Genomic DNA, 16,504 nt, shown 5'->3' with positions numbered 1-16,504 from the left:
CCTCCAAGCTGCCCGCAATGATGGCCAGGACCGGCCGTGCCTCGGCCGGCACGTCGGATGTTGGGTCGCGGACGATCGCCACGAGCTTGCCGACGTGCCCGACACCTTGGCGAACGACGTACCCGAACTCCGTGAGGTGCCCGCGCAGTGCATTGATCAATTGGGTCCGCTGACGCACGAGCAGGTCGCGCGTACGGAACACCACTGCGGAGGCCTGGGCCTGCGCGCTCTTGCCCTGAACGAACCGCATCGTCGGCCGCTGCGCCGCCTCGCGAGAAGCGCCTCAGCGTCGGCCATGTCGTTCTTCTGCCGCTTGACCCTGACCCAGCAAACTGGTCCGCGTCGAGCGCAAGTTTTTCGGGCATCCTGAACCCTGAAGGAGGGTGGATGCCATGCCTCGCAAACGCTTCACGAACGAACAGATCGCCTTTGCCCTGCGGCAGGCGGAGAACGGCGCGACGGTGGACGAGGTCTGCCGGAAGATGGGTGTGTCCGAACCGACGTTCTACCGCTGGAAGAAGCCGTTCGTCGGCATGGGCGTGCCGGAGATCCGGCGGCTGAAGCAGCTGGAGGACGAGAACAGCAAGCTCAAGCGGCTGGTCGCCGACCTGACGCTGGACCGCTCCATGCTGCAGGATGTGCTCAAGCGAAAGTGGTGAGGCCCGCCGCTCGCCGCGAGGTCGCCGGTCACCTGCAGGTGGCCTACGACATCAGCGAGCGTCGGGCCTGCCAAGCCACCGGTTTCGGCCGCTCGTCCCAGCGTTACAGGAAGCGCTCCGACTCGCAGGTGGCGCTGCGAATGCGGCTGAAGGAACTCGCTGCCGCACGGGTGCGCTACGGCTACCGAAGGCTGCACATCCTGTTGCGGCGGGAAGGCTGGGAGGTGAACCACAAGCGCACCTACCGGATCTACCGTGACGAGGGACTGTCGATCCGGCCCAAGCTGCCCAAACGCAAACGGGCCTGGCGCTACCGGCAAGGGCGGCCTGCCATCGGTGGACCCAACGAGGTCTGGGCCATGGACTTCATGTCTGATCGCCTGTTCGACGGACGTCCGTTCCGTATCCTGACAGTGGTCGATTGCCATACGCGAGAGGCGCTCTCGCTCACACCGAGAGCAAACTTCCGCGCCTTCCAAGTGACCGAGGCCCTGGACGCACTGGTGAAGCTCCGCGGTCGTCCAAAAAGCCTGCGGGTCGACAATGGACCGGAGTTTGCCGGGCGCATGCTCGACCAGTGGGCCTACCTGAACGGGGTCGAGATCGACTTCTCCCGACCGGGCAAGCCGACCGACAACGCCTACATCGAGTCGTTCAACGGCCGCCTACGGGCAGAGTGCTTGAACGCTTCGTGGTTCCTGTCGCTGGCCGATGCCCGCGAGCGCATCGAGGACTGGAGGTGCCACTATAACAACGATCGACCCCATACGGCCCTGGGCGGCTTGACGCCCCGAGCCTTCGCCAACCAAGCTGTCACAGTCCGAGAACTTGCATAGGCCGTGGACCACAAACCGGGTCAGCTCCACTGGCCCGAAAGCCATACCTCAGGGCGGACCACTTCATTGGGGGCAGATCAGTGCAGATCAGCGCCAAATTCTTGCCTTGCGCCGTCTGCACCTCAATCTGGCGCAACATCAGCACGACCTGTTCCGCGCTCGGCCTCTGTCCTCGCTTCATCCCTAACTCCTCTGGTCCAGGCTGATCCTCTCAATCAGTCCGGTCCAAAGCCAGTCGGTCAGGTCAAGCGCCGCTGCTGGACGACCCTGTTCCAACGTAAGCTGGGTGACCTGCTCCGCGGACCCTACGGGTGATCCTGGTCAGTCGGGAACACCACGCCCGAGGCGCCTTCAGTTATGCCCTCAGGCCGACGCTCACCGCTCGATCCCGTGCTCGCGACCGCGTTCCGGATCGGGGCGGCCGAGATGGCGCGCGAGCCGCGTCACCAGGCGGCGGACCGCCGGGGCCGGCGCGCGGCTCAGCCGACGCCCGTACGCGTCGATCAGGGGCCAGGCCGGCACGATCACGTGTTCGACCCCGAGCCATGCCGCCGCCTCGCGTAGCGCCCGTGCCGCGCGCACCGCCCGGCCGACGTCGATCCCCGGGACGACGCGCTCGGGCGGGCCGAGCACCCCGTCGCGCACGAACGCGACCCGGTCGGCGGCGTAATCCACCACGTTGGCCTTCTCGCGGTAGCCTCGCGCTTCCCGAAACAACCGCTCCAGCACCATCGTGTCGGTTGCCGGCATCCGCGGATCCGCCTGGCGTTGTCGGCATAAGGCGTCGAGCCGGTCGCGCTCGACCACCACCCGCGCTTCATGCCGGTGCCGGGTCAGGCCGACATAGACCTCGCGCGCGTCGGTGCCGACGCCGAGGTACACCACCGCCGCTGAACACGTCCGGCCCTGCGCCGCGTAAGCTGTGCCCGCGTAAGAGTGCACAACTTTTGGGTGTGCCGGCCTACTGCCGAACCGGGGGACACGCCGTAGTTCGTCCCACGCCGCCTCGATCACCCGCCCGTCCTCCAACGCCAAGCGCAGACGCGCACTCCCATCCGGCTCCGCTGCGATCGCCTCGACCCGGGCGCGGGTGCCGTTGCGTAGGCCGAGATGCGGCAGGCTCTCGCCGAACCGGAGGTGATCGCCGAGCGCGAGCGCGAGCGCTACCAACCGATCCTCGCGGTCGCGCGCCGGCGTGGTAATCAGGTCGGGCCCGAGCCGGCCTTCCGCGCGCAGTACCGCCCGCGCCCGGGCGTTCAACGTCGCCGCGTCGGCGTTGCGCCGGGTGACGATCAGTACGTCGTCACCGTGGGTCGCGCGCTGCTCGGCCCACGCCACGATCACGCGCGCCTGCGCCGCCTCGACACCTGCGACCAGCTCAACCCGATGCTCGGCCGCGTAGGCGCGCAGGCCCGCCTCACTGTCGCCGCGCGCCATCACCACCGAGGCGGCTCGCTGCCACGCCACGGTCTGACGACGCACTTCACCGAGCACCGCCGAGCGTCCGACCACCTCGGCCACCGCCCGCAGGGCGCTGGCGCCCGCGACCGAGGCCAACTGCTTGCGGTCGCCGATCAGTACCACCTTCGCCCCGGCCGCCTGCGCCGCGCTCAACACCGCCTCCAGATCGCGGCTGCCGACCATGCCGGCTTCGTCGATCAGCACCAGGGTGCCACGGTCGAGCGCCGCGGCGTCGGTTTGGTGCGCGGCATCCGACCTGGCCGCCCGGCCGCGGTCGTGGCGCCAGCGCGCGATCGCCTGCGCCCGGATCCCGGTCGATCGACCGAGTTCATGGGCCGCGACCCAGGATGGCGCCAGGCCGATCACACGCATTCGAGAGTTGTGTGCAGCTACGACCAGGGCCGCAGCCGTCGTGGTCTTGCCGGTGCCCGCGCCAGCCTGGAGCAGCGATACCCCGTCTGGACCGGCGGCGTGGCGCACGGCCTCGGCCTGTTCCGCGCTGAGACGACCATCCTGGGCTAGAGCCGTCACCACCGCCTCGGAGGCGATCCAGCTTCGTTCCAGCGGGCGATCGGCGGCGCGCAGCATCAGTGCCTCGCATGCGGCGATGCCCGGGCTGGTCCAGCACGCGCTCGCCCCCGGCACCAGCTCGGCGGCCGCCAGCGGCAGCAGCGTGCCCTTCCACTCCAGTTCGGCGAGCTCGGCCGCGACCACTCCGACCCCAAGGCCCTGCACCCCCGCAAGCTCCAGGGCGTGCTGGAGCAGATCCTTGCGCGTCACGACGCTCTCGTGCCGGAACAGGGCCGAGGCGGCGCGTGCCACCGGGCCATCGCCGGGGATCTCGGGTGGGTCGAACGGGGGGTCGCGTTCCGCCGCGCGGGCGGCCGCGAGCGCAAGGGCGTGCTCGGGGTGCTGCGCGGCGTCCCAGGGATCGAGCGCGCAGGCGGCGAGCTCGTCGCGCCAGCGCGCCTCCAGCTCCGTGCCGGTCGGCAGCTCGTGCTTGCCCCGGCGGGTGGCGAGCGCGGCGACCTCGCGCTGCGCGCTCGTGGCCCCGGCGCCGGCGTAGTCGAGGATCTGCTCCGAGCGCTTGGAGAAGGCGGCCAGCACCGCCTCAGGCAGACCGGCGACTTCCCACTGCCCGCGTCCGGCCTCGCGGTAGCGCAAGCCGAACCGCTCCCGCAGGTCCTCAGCCAGGGCCGCTCTGTACGCCGCCCCGACGCATACTTGGTGCGAATAGAGTTGCTCGACCTCAATGGTCAGGTGGGTCTGTGATTTGTACCGGCCGGATCCAGCATTATTCGGTAATCCGGCAACATTAATAAATACACAGTGCGTATGAATATTTTGATCACCCTCACGGGTGGTGTAGTGCTCGAACCGGGCGACAATTAAGTCACGCGGGCGGTGCCGCTCCACCCCGCCCGCGCCGGTCCGGACACTGACGAGGCCCTCCGCTTCTACGAAGGCGAGCGCCCGCTCGACTGCGGCGCAGTGTGCGGCCTCGATCGCCGCGCGCTGCTCGGGCGTACCGGCCATCCAGAGAACGGAGACAGATTTCCCGGGCGTGAGGGTGAGGTCCTGGCCGGCCCAATGCGCCGGGCCGGCGCCGCGCACCAGCGGCTTGCCGGTGACCGGGTGATACCCGGCGCAGAGATCGCGAAACGAGCGAGCGTCGATCGCCGCGCCGTGGCGCACCACCGTCTCACCGGAGCTCCACCATACCCCACCGCCGTCGGCGAGGTAGTACTCGTCGCGCCGGTCGGGCCGGGCCTCGTGCTGGCTGTCGTTGGTGTAGTACAGCCCGGCCTCAGAACCGGCGCCGAGGCGGTGCAGCGAGGCGGTCATCGTGCCGGGTCTGAGCCGCCGGTGCCCTTGCGGTAGCGACAAACCTTGGTGAGGTCGATACCGGCCAATGGTGCGCCGAGTTCGCCCACGGCCTGCGCCATATCCATCAGGGCGGCGTCGATCCGCTCGGCGCGCTCGATCAGCACTCGGTGGCGGATCGCGACTTCCAGATGCTGGGCCACGCACTCGGCCGCGAGGCTCTCGGCAGACCAACCCTGCCCGGCYGCCGCGGCGCTCAAACGGGCGGCGAGGGCGGCATCCAAGGTGAGGGTGAGCTTGACCTGGTCGACCATCGGCGTACCTGCTGCGCAAGGAGCGGGGCAAGACGCCTGACACGTCCGAGGTCGATCGGCGAGGCGGGTGAGCCTCCATAGTTAACACTTCACCACTTCAGTGCGTGTGGTGTGATACCCCTCTTATTGCTGCGTCTGTTACCGTACATCTACCGTGCCTTGCTGTGCCGAGACCGCAGGCTGCTGCTCCTTGCTGTGCCTTAACGCGGTCTTACCGCGCAGATCGGCATTGGCGTGGTCCCTCTCACGGGACAGCAACGGACCACGTGCTACCTCTAGTCCATGCCGAAGCCGCCGCACCTAGATCTTCACCGCCTGGAACGTGACGTTGCCGACACCGCGCCACGGTCCGCCGGACTCGCACCGGGTGGCAGACCGGCCACCGGACTGATGGACGTGGTGCGCGACAACCTCGACGCCCTTACCGCTCTGCAGGCGAGTGGGGCGACCTGGAACGCCATCGCGGCGGCCCTGACCAAGCAGGGTTATGCGACCGGGGACGGTCGACCGCTCACCGGTAGCCAGATCACCGGCCTCATATCGAGCGTGCGCCGGCAGGCAAGGCGCCGCGCTGCAAACGCGTCGACCCGGCGGTCTCGGGCCGACCTCCTGCCGTCGTTGCCGGACCGTGGGACGGAGCGCCGGCTTCACCTGGCCGCCGATCTCGTTGCGCCGACCGCGCCTCGCAAGTCCTCCGCCTCGGAGGCCGCCGAGACCGAGGAGGCCATCCGGCGCGGGAATCTCGACAAGCTCCAGGATCTCCTGAAGCCAGCCCCTTCCAAAAAGGATTGATCGCTGTGGCTCGTATCCTGCTCGTGGTTCAGGACAAGGGTGGCGTCGGCAAGTCGATCGTCGCCCGCGCGCTGGCCGAAGCCGTTCCGGACGCGCCCATCATCGAGATCGACGCCTCTCAACGCCTGCTGGAGTTGGGTGAGCGGGTGCAGTTCTTCTCCATGCGCGCCACCCGCGAGGAGATCGAGCGCACCGGCGGACGTGCGGCCCGGTCCGAGTTCGACTCGGTCGTCAACGCGATGGTGTCCGCCACCTTGCCCACCATCGTTGATGTCGGCGCCAACACCTCAGGCTCGTTCTTGGCCCTGCTCGGCCAACTCGCTCCGGATCTTGAGGCGGCCGGCGTCAGCATGGGCGTTCTCGTGCTCGTGACGGCGGAGCCTGGTGCGCTGGCCGAGGCCCCCAAGCTCATGACCCTCGCCAAGCCCTGGGCGGCGGCACGCTTCCTGATCGAGAACAGGCTGCGCGGGGAGATCGACCCGAAGCAGCTCGCCCGTATCGCCGACAAGGCAACCGTATCTTCGTTTGCCGAGCAGGTGATGGAGGACAAGGCGGTCGAGATCCTGCAGGCCGGCGGCCTGGCGTCAATCCCGCAGCTAGATGCGGCCAAGTTGAACGCCAAGCACGGTCTCTCGCTTGGCGCGCGGATCCGGCGAGACCTCACCCGGTTCCGGTTAGAAGCCATGCAGGCGGCCGAGCCGGCGGCCACCTGGCTCGTCGGGTAGAAAGCGCATCGTGCCGAAGACTCCTACGCCGCGTACGCAGATCGCGGCAGCCCAGGCCGATCTCCAGCGTGCAGAAGAAGCGGACGCGGCTGCGAGCCGCGCCACCTTGGATCGTTTGCGCAGCCTCTCGGTTCGCCAGCGCTTTGATGCTTTGGGCGATGCCAAGATCAAGCTCACTCCCGAGGATCGGCGCAGCCTGCTTCAGAGTTTGAAGGACGGTGCGCCGGCCCACCGGCCGATCAAGGCCGCGACCGCGAGCCGATGGGCCCTGTTCCAATCACGGCTGCCCTACCGGGTTGTACCGCTCACGCTGTCAGCGCTCGCTTTGACCGCGGTCCTTGGTGTCACCCTCGTCGCGCGTGCCCGAACACCTGAGTTCTGGGTTCGCAGCCGGTATGCGCAGGACATCGCCGCCGAGTTCAGGGGAGCGGACGGGCAGATGATGGCCAACAGCCTCATTGCCGGTCAACGCTATGCCCGCCTTCACCAGGCTGGCGATACCGTCACGCTACGGTTCTGGGTGCCGCGCACCGGCTACGGCACGGCCTCGGTGCCTTCCAACTGGGTCGAACCAGTCCGCTGAGGAACTAGGTTCGTTCAAAGGCAGGCGCGCGGAATCCGTGCGGCTGGGCCGGAGCCGCGGCCAAAACCGAGAGCCGAACGCGCGGGACCGAAAGTCAATCCACTCTGAACCTAGAGGGTGGCTGCACCGTCAAAACAGCGCCATGACCGCCGGACCACAGGTAAGTGGGATCAGCGTGCGCGTCCGACGGGGGCCACGGGGGTAATCAGGCGGCGGAAGCGCGGATCAGTGTGCGCCACGGTCTTCTTCAACCGCATCGGATGACGCGCATGCCCGCCGCTGTTGGGAAACACCAGGAGGTCGCTCGACGGCAGGGTCACCAAAGCTTCCTTGCTCATCAGGGGCGCGCCCTGTGGGCCGAAGCTGCTCGTGCCTTTGCCCGTCCCCTCAGCTGGACGGTTCAGGGTCTCGACCGACGCGGTGTACTGTCCGATCGCGCGAGACCACCGTTCGCTTTCGTCCGGGTCGACCGCCGGCACGTCGAAGACGGTGACCACCTCGGCGGTGTTGAGGAGCACATCGGCACCGGCCTCACCGTAGAGACTGACGATCTGACCCCGGTCCTGCCAGAGGGTCCACAGGCTCGCACCATAACCGGGAAGTTCGCCCGCCGCGGTGAGGATCTCGTCGAAGCGGCCGAGCGCGGCAGCCTCGTCGATGAACACCACGATACGCTGCTTTGGCCGGTTGCGGCGCACGGCGGTGAACAGGTCGGACAAGAGCCAGCGCAGCAGCGGCGCGAGCACGCGCTTGTACTCGGGCGGTACCGCCACAAACAGGTCGATAGCGCCCGTCGAGAGTTCGGCCAGGTCGAAGGTGCTGGTGCCGACGAGCCGGCGCAGGYGCGCGTCGGCGAGCCACTGGAAGGCTTGGATGGCGGTCGATTTGACCGGATCCTTGGTTTTCGGATCGGCTTGCAGGATTTCGAGCGCTGCGAGGGCAGCGGGCTGGCGGCCGAGCGCTTGCAGGTTCGCGATGAGGATGTCTTCCCGACCGAGAAGCTCCTGTACGGCCGCGACGGAACGCTTGTCGCGGGTGAGGACGACCAGCATCGCACCGGCGATCAGATCGACGGCGCGGTTGCGGAAGTAGGCGGAGGCCTCGTCACCGCCTGACGCTTCTGGAAGGAGAGCAAGCGCCGTGTGCTGAAGGTAGAGGATGTCGGCGGGGTCGCGCGTTTCCAATGGGTTCCAGCAGTCCTCGCCATTCACCAAGCCAAGGGGATCGAGACAAACAACGCGTCGGCCGAGCGCGGCGCGGCGCGCAGCCACCGCGCGAAAGACCTCGCCCTTGGGATCGATGACGACGGCCGGTCCGCTCCAGCTCTGCGGTTCAGGATAGGCAAGGTTGGGGATCAGTAGGCCTGAAGTCTTCCCCTTGCGCGGCGGGGCGATGGTGGCGAGCGTTCCCTGCACGGCGAGGCGTACGGCGTGGCCGGTTTCCGGATCGATGCCAAGTTCCAGGCCCTCGTGCATATTCCCGCGCTCCGCCGCATTGGCGAAGCGTGCGTCGCCGAAAACACCCGAGGCGTCGCGCTTAAGCTTCGAAGGGTTGGGCAGGAACGGGTAGAGGATGGTGATCAGGAACGGTACGACCATCAGCACAGAGGCGTAGGTCCAGCCCCCGTTGCTGAATGCATTCGATCGCCCAATCAGGGCATCCCAGTAAGCACCAGTCGGCAGGCGAAGGCTGCCGGTCGCGATGGCACTGAACCAGTCCCCTGGCATGATGACGCCGGACGGCCAGAGATTGGAGTCGAGCCCGTGCTGAACGAGCGCCGCAACCGGGTAGGCGAGGAGAAAAGTCAGGAGCGCGACGGCAGTAATCCGAAGGAGTGTGGTCACGAGGAACGGTCCGCTGAGAAAGAGTTAGGCAGCGTGCTCGATCGTGTCCTTAGACAATTTTGCCCAGATGACGTCGCTCGGTCACTGTTTTCGACCTCACGCCAGCGGATTGAGGCCATGAATCGCGATCAACACCGCCAGACAACCAAAAACAATAGTCACCCGCGACATAAAGGCCAGCATCGAAACAATCTACGAGGAAAAAACTTAATACCATCAGACTAAACTCGTTTTTAATGCAATGATCTATCGTCTACATGTCTACCCTAGAAAAACGAGATAGACTTATGCCAGCCCTGCTGAACTTTTCGTTCAATCCATCTAATCTTTCGACCACCCAAAACATGTAGGCTTGGCCTGCATTAAATCCATCATCCCAGGATTGATTAAAGCCCGCCACTAGAACATCATCGATGCAAACACTCTGTACAATGCTCGGCCCCTGAGATCGAAAATCTGTCTCGAGAGAATATCTAGTGTAATCCATATTAGAATAGAAGCAAATGCGATAAACGCCATAATCACTGCCGCATTCATCAATTTTGCTTAGTAAAAATCTATGTGGGTACCCACCTCTTTTGAATCTTACTGCTCTAAAAACACCGTCTCGAATCTCATTGAGTTTTGCGACAGGGTCGATTCTATAAGCAAGGTTTGGCATGATTCGCTCCTATCCGACACGATTCATGTTGTTCACAAAAAGTAAAAATGTTACTATCCTGCATCGATAATTGAGAGTTAATTCGATAGCAAATGGCTTGTTTAGGCAGATTTTGGGCTGGAGTGTGAAATTGATCTTTATCTTTCACTGATTATTAGCCCATTCTGACACTCCGAACTGCATCAATCCGGCTCGATGAGTTCGATGCGTTACCGAAGTGTTCGTCGGCATAGCGGCGCTACTATCTGGGCAGGGGCTCTTCCTCGACGAGAGGGTTAGACCGTTCGCTCGAACTGTCGCCTCAATAGAGCTCGTCGCAAGCCTGGATACGGGCGAATGACTCTAAGGTAATAACCCTGATTTCTGAGCCAATCTTGAGGCTATAAAGACAATCATCCCCCGCGCAGGTCAGTTATCCTGCTGTTCAAAATAGTATAGTACTTCGATTTAAGGGAATCAGATTGTGTGGATCAAGTAATGGGCGTAGAGTCGTCTTCGCGGTCGGCAGGATCTGCCGAATGTCAATGTCCGTGACCTTTTACGCCGCGACTTCGGCCACGCGCAGGCCGCCGCCGTAGGCCACGACAGGGCCGCCAGGTGCTTGAGGCAGATCGTGGCGACGAGCATGCGGCCAACCTCCTCGCGGCTGAGCACCACGGGCAGCGTGCGGGGATAAGCCGGAAGGACGAGCCGGCGCGCCAGATCCGGGCGATCAAGTGTGTGGGTGAAGAAGAAGCGTAACGACGAGACGATGCCGTTGAGGGTCGGCGCCGGCACGCCGGCCTGGCGCTGTTCGACTTGGAAGCGGCGCAGATCCTCCGCGCTGGCCGTGCCGGGTCGGCGTCCGAGGAAGATGGCCAGACGGCCGACGTCGCGCAGGTAGTTGCGCTAGGTCTCGTGCGAGAGCCGGCGGAGGCTCATCTCCTCGATCAGGCGTTGGCGCAGCGAGCTGATCGCGGGGGCGGAAAGCAGATCGTGCATCGTCGGGCTCCTCGGATGAAGGAGCCGCGATGCTCGGCCCGCCGCCGACAGGCCTCTAAAACGACGCGCGACGGTCCGGACGCTACCGCGACCTCACCACCCGCACCCTCCCACGCAGCGGGTTCGTTCATCGGCCAAATACGATCGTTTACCCTAGGCTCGCTGAGCCAAGCAGGTACTGAAACTTCAGGCCGATGATAGCTTGCAAGCCGTAACACATCGATGTACGACAACGCAGCTGCAACGCCGTTTCATGCCGAGTTATCAGCGGCTTACGCGGGATGGCGCTTAGGTGAGAATCCTGGCGCCCCAGCCAAAAACCTGAGGATAAACGAAGGCCTCAGGAACGGGACATAACGGACACCCCGGAACAGAAGGTGTTTTTCCGGCGTACAAGAGTCGGCACAGTCCCGAATGTTAAAGGAAGCACCGACCGTCTCCGGGCTGCGCAAGGCCRCCGAGGTGTCCGATCAGAAGATCGACGTCGCGTTCGACGTGGGGCGCGCCGGTGAAGTCCGGGCGTTGCTCGGATCGCAGCCCGCTTTGCCTGCAGGAGATACCGGCACGTCAAGGCGCGCTTGAGCAGGCGCTCGACCCGCTAGTCGCGAGCGTCGCTCAGGCGCTGGAGATCGTCCCGGCGTTGCATAGCGGAAATTGCGCGGACACCATGACCAGCCGGGATATGTGAGAGCAATCCATGTTAGGCCTCGACGGCAAAAACCACCTGAGGTAGCGTCTGACCCTTCTTGTCGTCCGCGCCACAGAACCTTGAATGCCACCATTCGGTCTGACACTCCCGCTCCGGATCGTTACGGAGGCCGAGGCCGTGAAAGTGTTGGACGCGGCCGATAGGGTCGTGGCTCTGATCGCCATTCATCCGGACAGAAGTCGCCGCGACGTGTCAAAGCGGCTGCCTCCGGATGGAGCGGCCGAGGCGGCGAAAGTGATACGGCAGGCACTGACCGACTCCACAGTTGCCGCGCGCGACTGGTGAAACGACGAAAGGCGCCCGGCCGAAGCCAGGGCGCCCAGGGCGTTGACAGATGTTTACGGCCGTCGGTTAGCCGGACAGCCGCCGCATGAAGGCCTTCAACATCGCCTCTCGCGATTCCTTCATTTCGTCCCGAACCGAGATCACCATGTCGTCGATGCGCCGCTCCAGGCAGGTGATGACGTCGCCGGTCACGTAGGTCCGCGCCACCTCGATCTTGAAGGCGTTCAGCTTCTCGTCGAGGGTTCGGATTTCGATCTTGGCCGCAGCCATGTCGATCGCGTGTTGCGAGCCCCCCTCCTTCGTGCCTGTGCGCAGCTTCCCGACGACTCAGTCGACACCCTTGCCGAGCGCGAACAGGAACGCTGCGAGCGCGACGAGCTGCGCCCAGGTGATCGGCCCGGGCGACAGGAAGGACGTGTCCATGATGGCGGTCCTTCGCGACCCTCTCCCGAACAGAAGAGGGGAGTGAGGTCAGCGGAGGAGGCTACTTGCCGAAGATCCGGCGGGCGGGCGGAGCGACGCCGATCACGGCCATCACGATCGACCATTCCATCTCGTCATAAGGCGGCAGGAGCTTCGCCGCCTGCCAGTGGAATCTGAAGGTGCTGTCCAAGACGATCGCGCCGAAGTGGATCATGCAGAGCGCGAACGCTGTCGGGATCATTCAGGCCGTCCACTTCGACTCGGCGAGCTTCGCCCTCTCCGCCGCTACGACCTTCCGCTCCTCGACGTAGGCGGTGAGTTGCGCTTGGGCGACCGTGACGTCGCCGGTCACGTTCTGGCCGTTCGTCAGCACCCCGTTGTCGGAGCGCTTGCTGAGGTAGGCGAGCACCGGCGCGACGATGCCGGAGCCGGGCAGCTTTACGAGGAAGCCGCCGATCAGGGACAGGAACGGCATCAGCGCGGCCCTCCGGCGGGTGGACCGATCATGGCGAGGCGCCGGATCACAATGCCCAGCACGACGCGCAGGATTGTGAGGATCGAAGCCGACTTCGCTTCCATCCCCGCGGCAGCAGGACGGTGAAATCGACGCCGGCCAGCGCGTCGAGGATGTCGGGCACGGCCAGCACCAGGGCGAGCGCGTAGATCCGATAGCCGCGCGCGGCGGCGTACCAGCGCAGGACCCCGAGCCGGAGGCGAGCGCAGCGCATGTCAGGCGACCTTGTCCTAGGGCCTGTCTGACAAGCAGTCGACGGTGCCGTCGAGCATGACGGCATCGAGCAACGGCTCGCCTCGGTCGCGCAGGTCGAGGAAGATTCGCGCCCAGGTGCCGTTCCGGCTCCAACGCGGAAACAGTTCTGCCGCCCGCTGCCAGGACGCGATCTCGGCGGGCACCGCCCGCCAGTGGCAACCCGTGCGCAGCTGGTACAGCGCGGCCTCGACAAGGCCGCGCTCATTCTCGGACCGGACGCCACCTGGCGTCCGGTGCTCATCGATCACGGCTTCAGCACCGCCCACTGTGCGTCTACTCAGAATCTGCACGAGCCATCCCTCTCAACAGAGAAACAACCCACAAGTCTCATCCAAGATGCCAGACAGGCCCTAGGCCGCGCTACTCGGCGTCGCCCTGGTTGGGTTCGCGGAGATGTCCTGGAGCCGCGGCGTCGGCTGGGTCGCCCTCTTGGAGGCGTGGTTGGTTCTCGGCATCGGATACTCGGCGGCGCAGACGCCGACGGGATGCCTGCTCCGGCGCTCTAGGTCTCCCGAGGACCGGCCGGCCCTGTGGGCGGCCCAGTTCGCGCGCTCGTACGCCGCTTGGCTCGTGACCTACTCGCTGGCCGGCCGGCTGGGGGCGCGGCCGGGAAGGCCGCGGCGGTGGCGACCCTTGGCATCGTCACACTCGCCGCTGCCGCCGCGGCCCTGGCCATCCGACGATCCGGACACTGTGGAGCACGCCCACCCCGCGCTCGACCCGGCCCACCCGCACCTGGCGTCGGCGCGTGGCCACAGCCATGCCCACGCCGACTCACCGACGATCTTCACCACCACTGGCCGTCGGGGCGCCCCGAATGACCTGAGTGAGGCAAAGGCTTCGCATACTCCGCTCCGGGCGCGCTTGACATCGCTCGTCCGAGGGCGATGAATGGACGCTCGGGAAGCGATCTCCCGACGAGGCTCCGGCTGAAGAATCGCGTCCAATCTGCACTCGATGCACGGACGCGCCATGCCTACGCCGACCGCAATCCCCGTTGACAAACTCGCCCGTCTCGTCGGCACCGTCGGCTGTCCTGTCGTGGTCGACGTCAGGCCGGGAGACGCCCTCCGCGACGATCCCCGCCTGATCCCTGGCAGCATCCGGCGCTCCGTCGCCGACATCGCGCACTGGTCCGCCAACCTCGCCGGCCGCAGCGCAGTCATCATTTGCGGGCACGGTCACGAGCTCAGCCACGGGGCCGCTGCCTACCTTCGGCAGGCCGGCGTGGCAGCCGAGACCCTGGAGGGCGGCTTCGACGCCTGGGAGGCCGCCAGCCTGCCGCTGGTGCCGGAAGCGAAGCTGCCGCGACGCGACGCGCGTGGCCGGACCGTCTGGGTTACCCGTGCGCGCCCCAAGATCGACCGCATCGCCTGTCCCTGGCTGATCCGCCGATTCGTCGATCCGGACGCGGCCTTCCTCTTCGTGCCGCCGCCCGAGGTGAACGCCGTGGCCGAGCGGTTTGGTGGCGCTGCCTTCGACATCGACGATCCGGGTGCCTTCTGGAGCCACCGGGGCGAGCTGTGCACCTTCGACGTCATGGTCGAGGAGCTCGGTCTCGCCACGCCGCCGCTCCTGCATCTCGCGACGCTGGTGCGCGGCGCCGACACCGCCCGGCCGGATCTCGCGCCGGAGGCGGCCGGACTGCTCGCCGCCTCTCTCGGCCTGTCGCGCATCTACGCCGACGACCTCGCCCAGCTCGAAGCCGGGATGCTCCTCTACGATGCCTTCTACCGTTGGTGTCGGGACGCGAGGGAGGAAGCCCACAACTGGCCGACCAACAAGCTCAAGGAAAGACGCTGAACATGGCCGGTGCCACACTCCGCCGCACCGTGTCGGAGGAGCCACGCGCGACTACCCCGGAAGCACCGCTGCCCGTGACCCTGGTCGATGCGCTGCCGGTCTGGGCGCGAGTGGCCGCGCTCTCCTTCGGCGGCCCGGCCGGGCAGATCGCGGTGATGCACCGCATCCTGGTCGAGGAGAAGCGCTGGATCTCTGAGAACCGCTTCCTGCACGCGCTGAACTTCTGCACGTTCCTGCCGGGACCCGAGGCGCAGCAGCTCGCGACCTATGTCGGCTGGCTGATGCACGGCACGCGCGGCGGCCTCGTCGCGGGCGGGCTGTTCGTCCTGCCCGGCATCGCCGCCATCATGGCGCTGAGCTGGATCTACGCGCTCTACGGTAACGTCGGCTTCGTCGCGGGCCTGTTCTTCGGGCTCAAGGCCGCCGTGCTCGCCATCGTTCTGCAGGCTGTGATCCGCATCGGCAAGCGCGCGCTCAAGGGGCCGGTCATGATCGGTCTCTCGGCGGCGGCCTTCGTGGCCATATTCTTCCTGGACGTGCCCTTCCCGCTGATCGTGCTGACGGCCGGCGTCATTGGCTATCTCGGCGGCCGGGCCGGACTGCCGCAGTTCAAGGCCGGCGGGCACGGTGCCGGCGGCAAGGTCGTCGAAGGACCCTTCCTGCTCGACGACCACGCGCTCCCCCAGGAACGTACGGCTGCCGGGCACACGCTCCGGGTACTGCTGACCTGGGGTGCGATCTGGCTGGTGCCGGTCGCCGCCATCTGGGTCGCCGTCGGTCCGGACGACGTCTTCGCCCAGATCGCGGTGTTCTTCTCGAAGATGGCGATGGTGACCTTCGGAGGCGCCTACGCGGTGCTCGCCTACGTCGCCCAGCAGGCGGTGGAGCATTACGGCTGGCTGAGGCCCGGCGAGATGCTCGACGGGCTCGGCATGGCCGAGACCACGCCCGGACCCCTCATCATGGTCACCCAGCTCGTGGGCTTCCTGGCGGCCTACCGCGCCCCGGGCTCGCTGCCGCCACTGCTGGCCGGTACGCTCGGCGGCCTGCTGACCACCTGGGTGACCTTCGCGCCCTGCTTCCTCTGGATCTTCGTCGGCGCCCCCTACGTCGAACGCCTGCGCTGCAACCGCGCACTCGCCGGCGCGCTCTCGGCCATCACCGCGGCGGTGGTCGGCGTGATCCTGAACCTCGCGGTCTGGTTCGCACTGCACACTGTCTTCGCCAAGACGCGACCGTTCGCAGCCGGGCCTATCGGCTTCGATGTGCCAGTCCCGTCGAGCCTCAACCCGTGGGGGCTCGTCCTGGCGGCCGCGGCGGTCCTGGCGGTGTTCCGGTTCAAGGTCGGCATGATCCAGACGCTCGCGGCCTGCGCCGCGGCCGGCGTCGCCCTGCATCTGGGAGGTCTTGTGTGATGGGAACCGGGCGACGCGCCGCGGCGGTCACCCTGCTCGTCCTGGCGTCAGGTTCGGCGCCCGCCGGCGAGGCGTTCCGCCAACTGACCGCCTCCGAGATCCGGGCGCGACTCGTCGGCAAGGAGGTCACCGACGATGTGCACTGGGCCTACCGCTTCGAGCCGGGTGGTCGCCTGCACGTCGTGTCCCTCGGACGGGCGCGAGACGCACGGTGGCGGATCGACGGAAACGGGCTCTGTCTGGAGGCCGACCGCTGCGTCCAGGTCTGGAYGGCCGGCAAMCRCGTCGARTTCCGGCGCRGCGACGGCACGTTGCCGGACGAGGGCGTGCTGCAGGTGCCGGCCCGCCGGTCCTGAGGAAGACGAAGCCCGACAACAACCGAGGAGACGACCATGCCGTCGCTTGCTTGCATCCATCGCC

General features: G+C 66.3%; 17 protein-coding genes and 2 pseudogenes. 8 read left to right on the top strand and 11 right to left on the bottom strand.

Annotated features, from left to right (window positions below; translation table 11 throughout):
- Nucleotides 1-318 (bottom strand): annotated as a pseudogene (locus tag AC1DXK_RS21250) (IS110 family transposase); the annotation flags it as partial.
- A gap of 74 nt (nt 319-392) precedes the next feature.
- On the opposite strand from AC1DXK_RS21250, the gene AC1DXK_RS21245 reads away from it, so the two are divergent.
- Nucleotides 393-1,495, top strand: a protein-coding gene (locus AC1DXK_RS21245; RefSeq protein WP_457108444.1) for an IS3 family transposase whose coding sequence is annotated in 2 segments (ribosomal slippage) — nt 393-654 and nt 654-1,495 — 1,104 coding nt in all. Because the reading frame shifts where the segments join, the coding sequence is not laid out codon by codon here.
- Nucleotides 1,496-1,538: 43 nt separating this feature from the next.
- Here the strand turns inward: AC1DXK_RS21245 and AC1DXK_RS21240 are convergent.
- The 3 genes and pseudogenes from AC1DXK_RS21240 to AC1DXK_RS21230 form a co-directional block, all read right to left on the bottom strand.
- Nucleotides 1,539-1,676, bottom strand: a pseudogene (locus AC1DXK_RS21240) (IS3 family transposase); the annotation flags it as partial.
- 194 nt (nt 1,677-1,870) lie between these two features.
- Complete coding sequence (gene mobF / locus AC1DXK_RS21235; protein ID WP_477298977.1) at nt 1,871-4,801, bottom strand: MobF family relaxase; 2,931 nt, start codon at nt 4,799-4,801, stop codon at nt 1,871-1,873.
- Nucleotides 4,798-5,094, bottom strand: coding sequence for a hypothetical protein (locus AC1DXK_RS21230; RefSeq protein WP_457108442.1), 297 nt, complete (start codon nt 5,092-5,094; stop codon nt 4,798-4,800). Before AC1DXK_RS21230 ends, mobF begins: the two co-directional genes overlap by 4 nt.
- A 396-nt stretch (nt 5,095-5,490) precedes the next feature.
- Between AC1DXK_RS21230 and AC1DXK_RS21225 the strand changes: the two genes are divergently transcribed.
- From AC1DXK_RS21225 to AC1DXK_RS21215, 3 genes are read left to right on the top strand one after another with little or no spacing between them, the layout of a single operon-like run.
- Nucleotides 5,491-5,886, top strand: a complete 396-nt coding sequence (locus AC1DXK_RS21225; RefSeq protein ID WP_457108441.1) for a hypothetical protein — start codon at nt 5,491-5,493, stop codon at nt 5,884-5,886.
- 5 nt (nt 5,887-5,891) lie between these two features.
- Nucleotides 5,892-6,611, top strand: coding sequence for a P-loop NTPase family protein (locus AC1DXK_RS21220; RefSeq protein WP_457108440.1), 720 nt, complete (start codon nt 5,892-5,894; stop codon nt 6,609-6,611).
- Nucleotides 6,612-6,621: 10 nt separating this feature from the next.
- On the top strand, nt 6,622-7,194 hold the full coding sequence (locus AC1DXK_RS21215) for a hypothetical protein (protein ID WP_457108439.1): 573 nt from the start codon (nt 6,622-6,624) through the stop codon (nt 7,192-7,194).
- Nucleotides 7,195-7,364: 170 nt separating this feature from the next.
- Here the strand turns inward: AC1DXK_RS21215 and AC1DXK_RS21210 are convergent, their stop codons facing one another.
- Both AC1DXK_RS21210 and AC1DXK_RS21205 read right to left on the bottom strand, forming a co-directional pair.
- Nucleotides 7,365-9,038: a type IV secretory system conjugative DNA transfer family protein gene (locus AC1DXK_RS21210; protein WP_477298974.1), complete on the bottom strand. Its 1,674-nt coding sequence runs from the start codon at nt 9,036-9,038 to the stop codon at nt 7,365-7,367.
- 253 nt (nt 9,039-9,291) lie between these two features.
- Entirely contained in the window at nt 9,292-9,699 is a 408-nt protein-coding gene (locus AC1DXK_RS21205; protein WP_477298972.1) for a hypothetical protein, read from the bottom strand.
- A 1,837-nt stretch (nt 9,700-11,536) separates the two neighbouring features.
- Between AC1DXK_RS21205 and AC1DXK_RS21200 the strand changes: the two genes are divergently transcribed.
- Nucleotides 11,537-11,674: a hypothetical protein gene (locus tag AC1DXK_RS21200; protein WP_477298970.1), complete on the top strand. Its 138-nt coding sequence runs from the start codon at nt 11,537-11,539 to the stop codon at nt 11,672-11,674.
- Nucleotides 11,675-11,740: 66 nt separating this feature from the next.
- Here the strand turns inward: AC1DXK_RS21200 and AC1DXK_RS21195 are convergent, their stop codons facing one another.
- The 5 genes from AC1DXK_RS21195 to AC1DXK_RS21175 all read right to left on the bottom strand — a co-directional run bounded on the left by AC1DXK_RS21195 (nt 11,741) and on the right by AC1DXK_RS21175 (nt 13,156).
- On the bottom strand, nt 11,741-11,944 hold the full coding sequence (locus AC1DXK_RS21195) for a hypothetical protein (protein WP_457108436.1): 204 nt from the start codon (nt 11,942-11,944) through the stop codon (nt 11,741-11,743).
- 214 nt (nt 11,945-12,158) lie between these two features.
- Nucleotides 12,159-12,338 carry a hypothetical protein gene (locus tag AC1DXK_RS21190; RefSeq protein ID WP_457108435.1) on the bottom strand — a complete coding sequence of 60 codons (180 nt, stop codon included), beginning with the start codon at nt 12,336-12,338 and terminating at the stop codon, nt 12,159-12,161.
- Nucleotides 12,339-12,572 (bottom strand): hypothetical protein, encoded by a 234-nt coding sequence (locus AC1DXK_RS21185; RefSeq protein ID WP_457108434.1) that lies wholly within the window; start codon nt 12,570-12,572, stop codon nt 12,339-12,341.
- A 46-nt stretch (nt 12,573-12,618) separates the two neighbouring features.
- Nucleotides 12,619-12,825 carry a hypothetical protein gene (locus tag AC1DXK_RS21180; protein ID WP_457108433.1) on the bottom strand — a complete coding sequence of 69 codons (207 nt, stop codon included), beginning with the start codon at nt 12,823-12,825 and terminating at the stop codon, nt 12,619-12,621.
- Between the two features lie 16 nt (nt 12,826-12,841).
- Complete coding sequence (locus tag AC1DXK_RS21175; protein ID WP_457108432.1) at nt 12,842-13,156, bottom strand: transposase; 315 nt, start codon at nt 13,154-13,156, stop codon at nt 12,842-12,844.
- Between the two features lie 682 nt (nt 13,157-13,838).
- On the opposite strand from AC1DXK_RS21175, the gene AC1DXK_RS21170 reads away from it, so the two are divergent.
- The 3 genes from AC1DXK_RS21170 to AC1DXK_RS21160 are packed head-to-tail and all read left to right on the top strand — an operon-like array spanning nt 13,839 to nt 16,440.
- Nucleotides 13,839-14,669, top strand: coding sequence for a chromate resistance protein ChrB domain-containing protein (locus AC1DXK_RS21170; RefSeq protein WP_457108431.1), 831 nt, complete (start codon nt 13,839-13,841; stop codon nt 14,667-14,669).
- A 2-nt stretch (nt 14,670-14,671) separates the two neighbouring features.
- On the top strand, nt 14,672-16,084 hold the full coding sequence (gene chrA / locus AC1DXK_RS21165; RefSeq protein WP_477298967.1) for a chromate efflux transporter: 1,413 nt from the start codon (nt 14,672-14,674) through the stop codon (nt 16,082-16,084).
- Nucleotides 16,084-16,440 carry a hypothetical protein gene (locus tag AC1DXK_RS21160; RefSeq protein WP_477298965.1) on the top strand — a complete coding sequence of 119 codons (357 nt, stop codon included), beginning with the start codon at nt 16,084-16,086 and terminating at the stop codon, nt 16,438-16,440. The genes chrA and AC1DXK_RS21160 overlap by 1 nt, the downstream gene beginning before the upstream one ends.
- Nucleotides 16,441-16,504 lie beyond the last annotated feature (64 nt).

Source organism: Methylobacterium sp. P3_A11 (genome assembly GCF_056403155.1).
The sequence above is the reverse complement of the archived record's forward strand: the minus strand, read 5'-3'. Positions and strand labels throughout refer to the sequence as shown.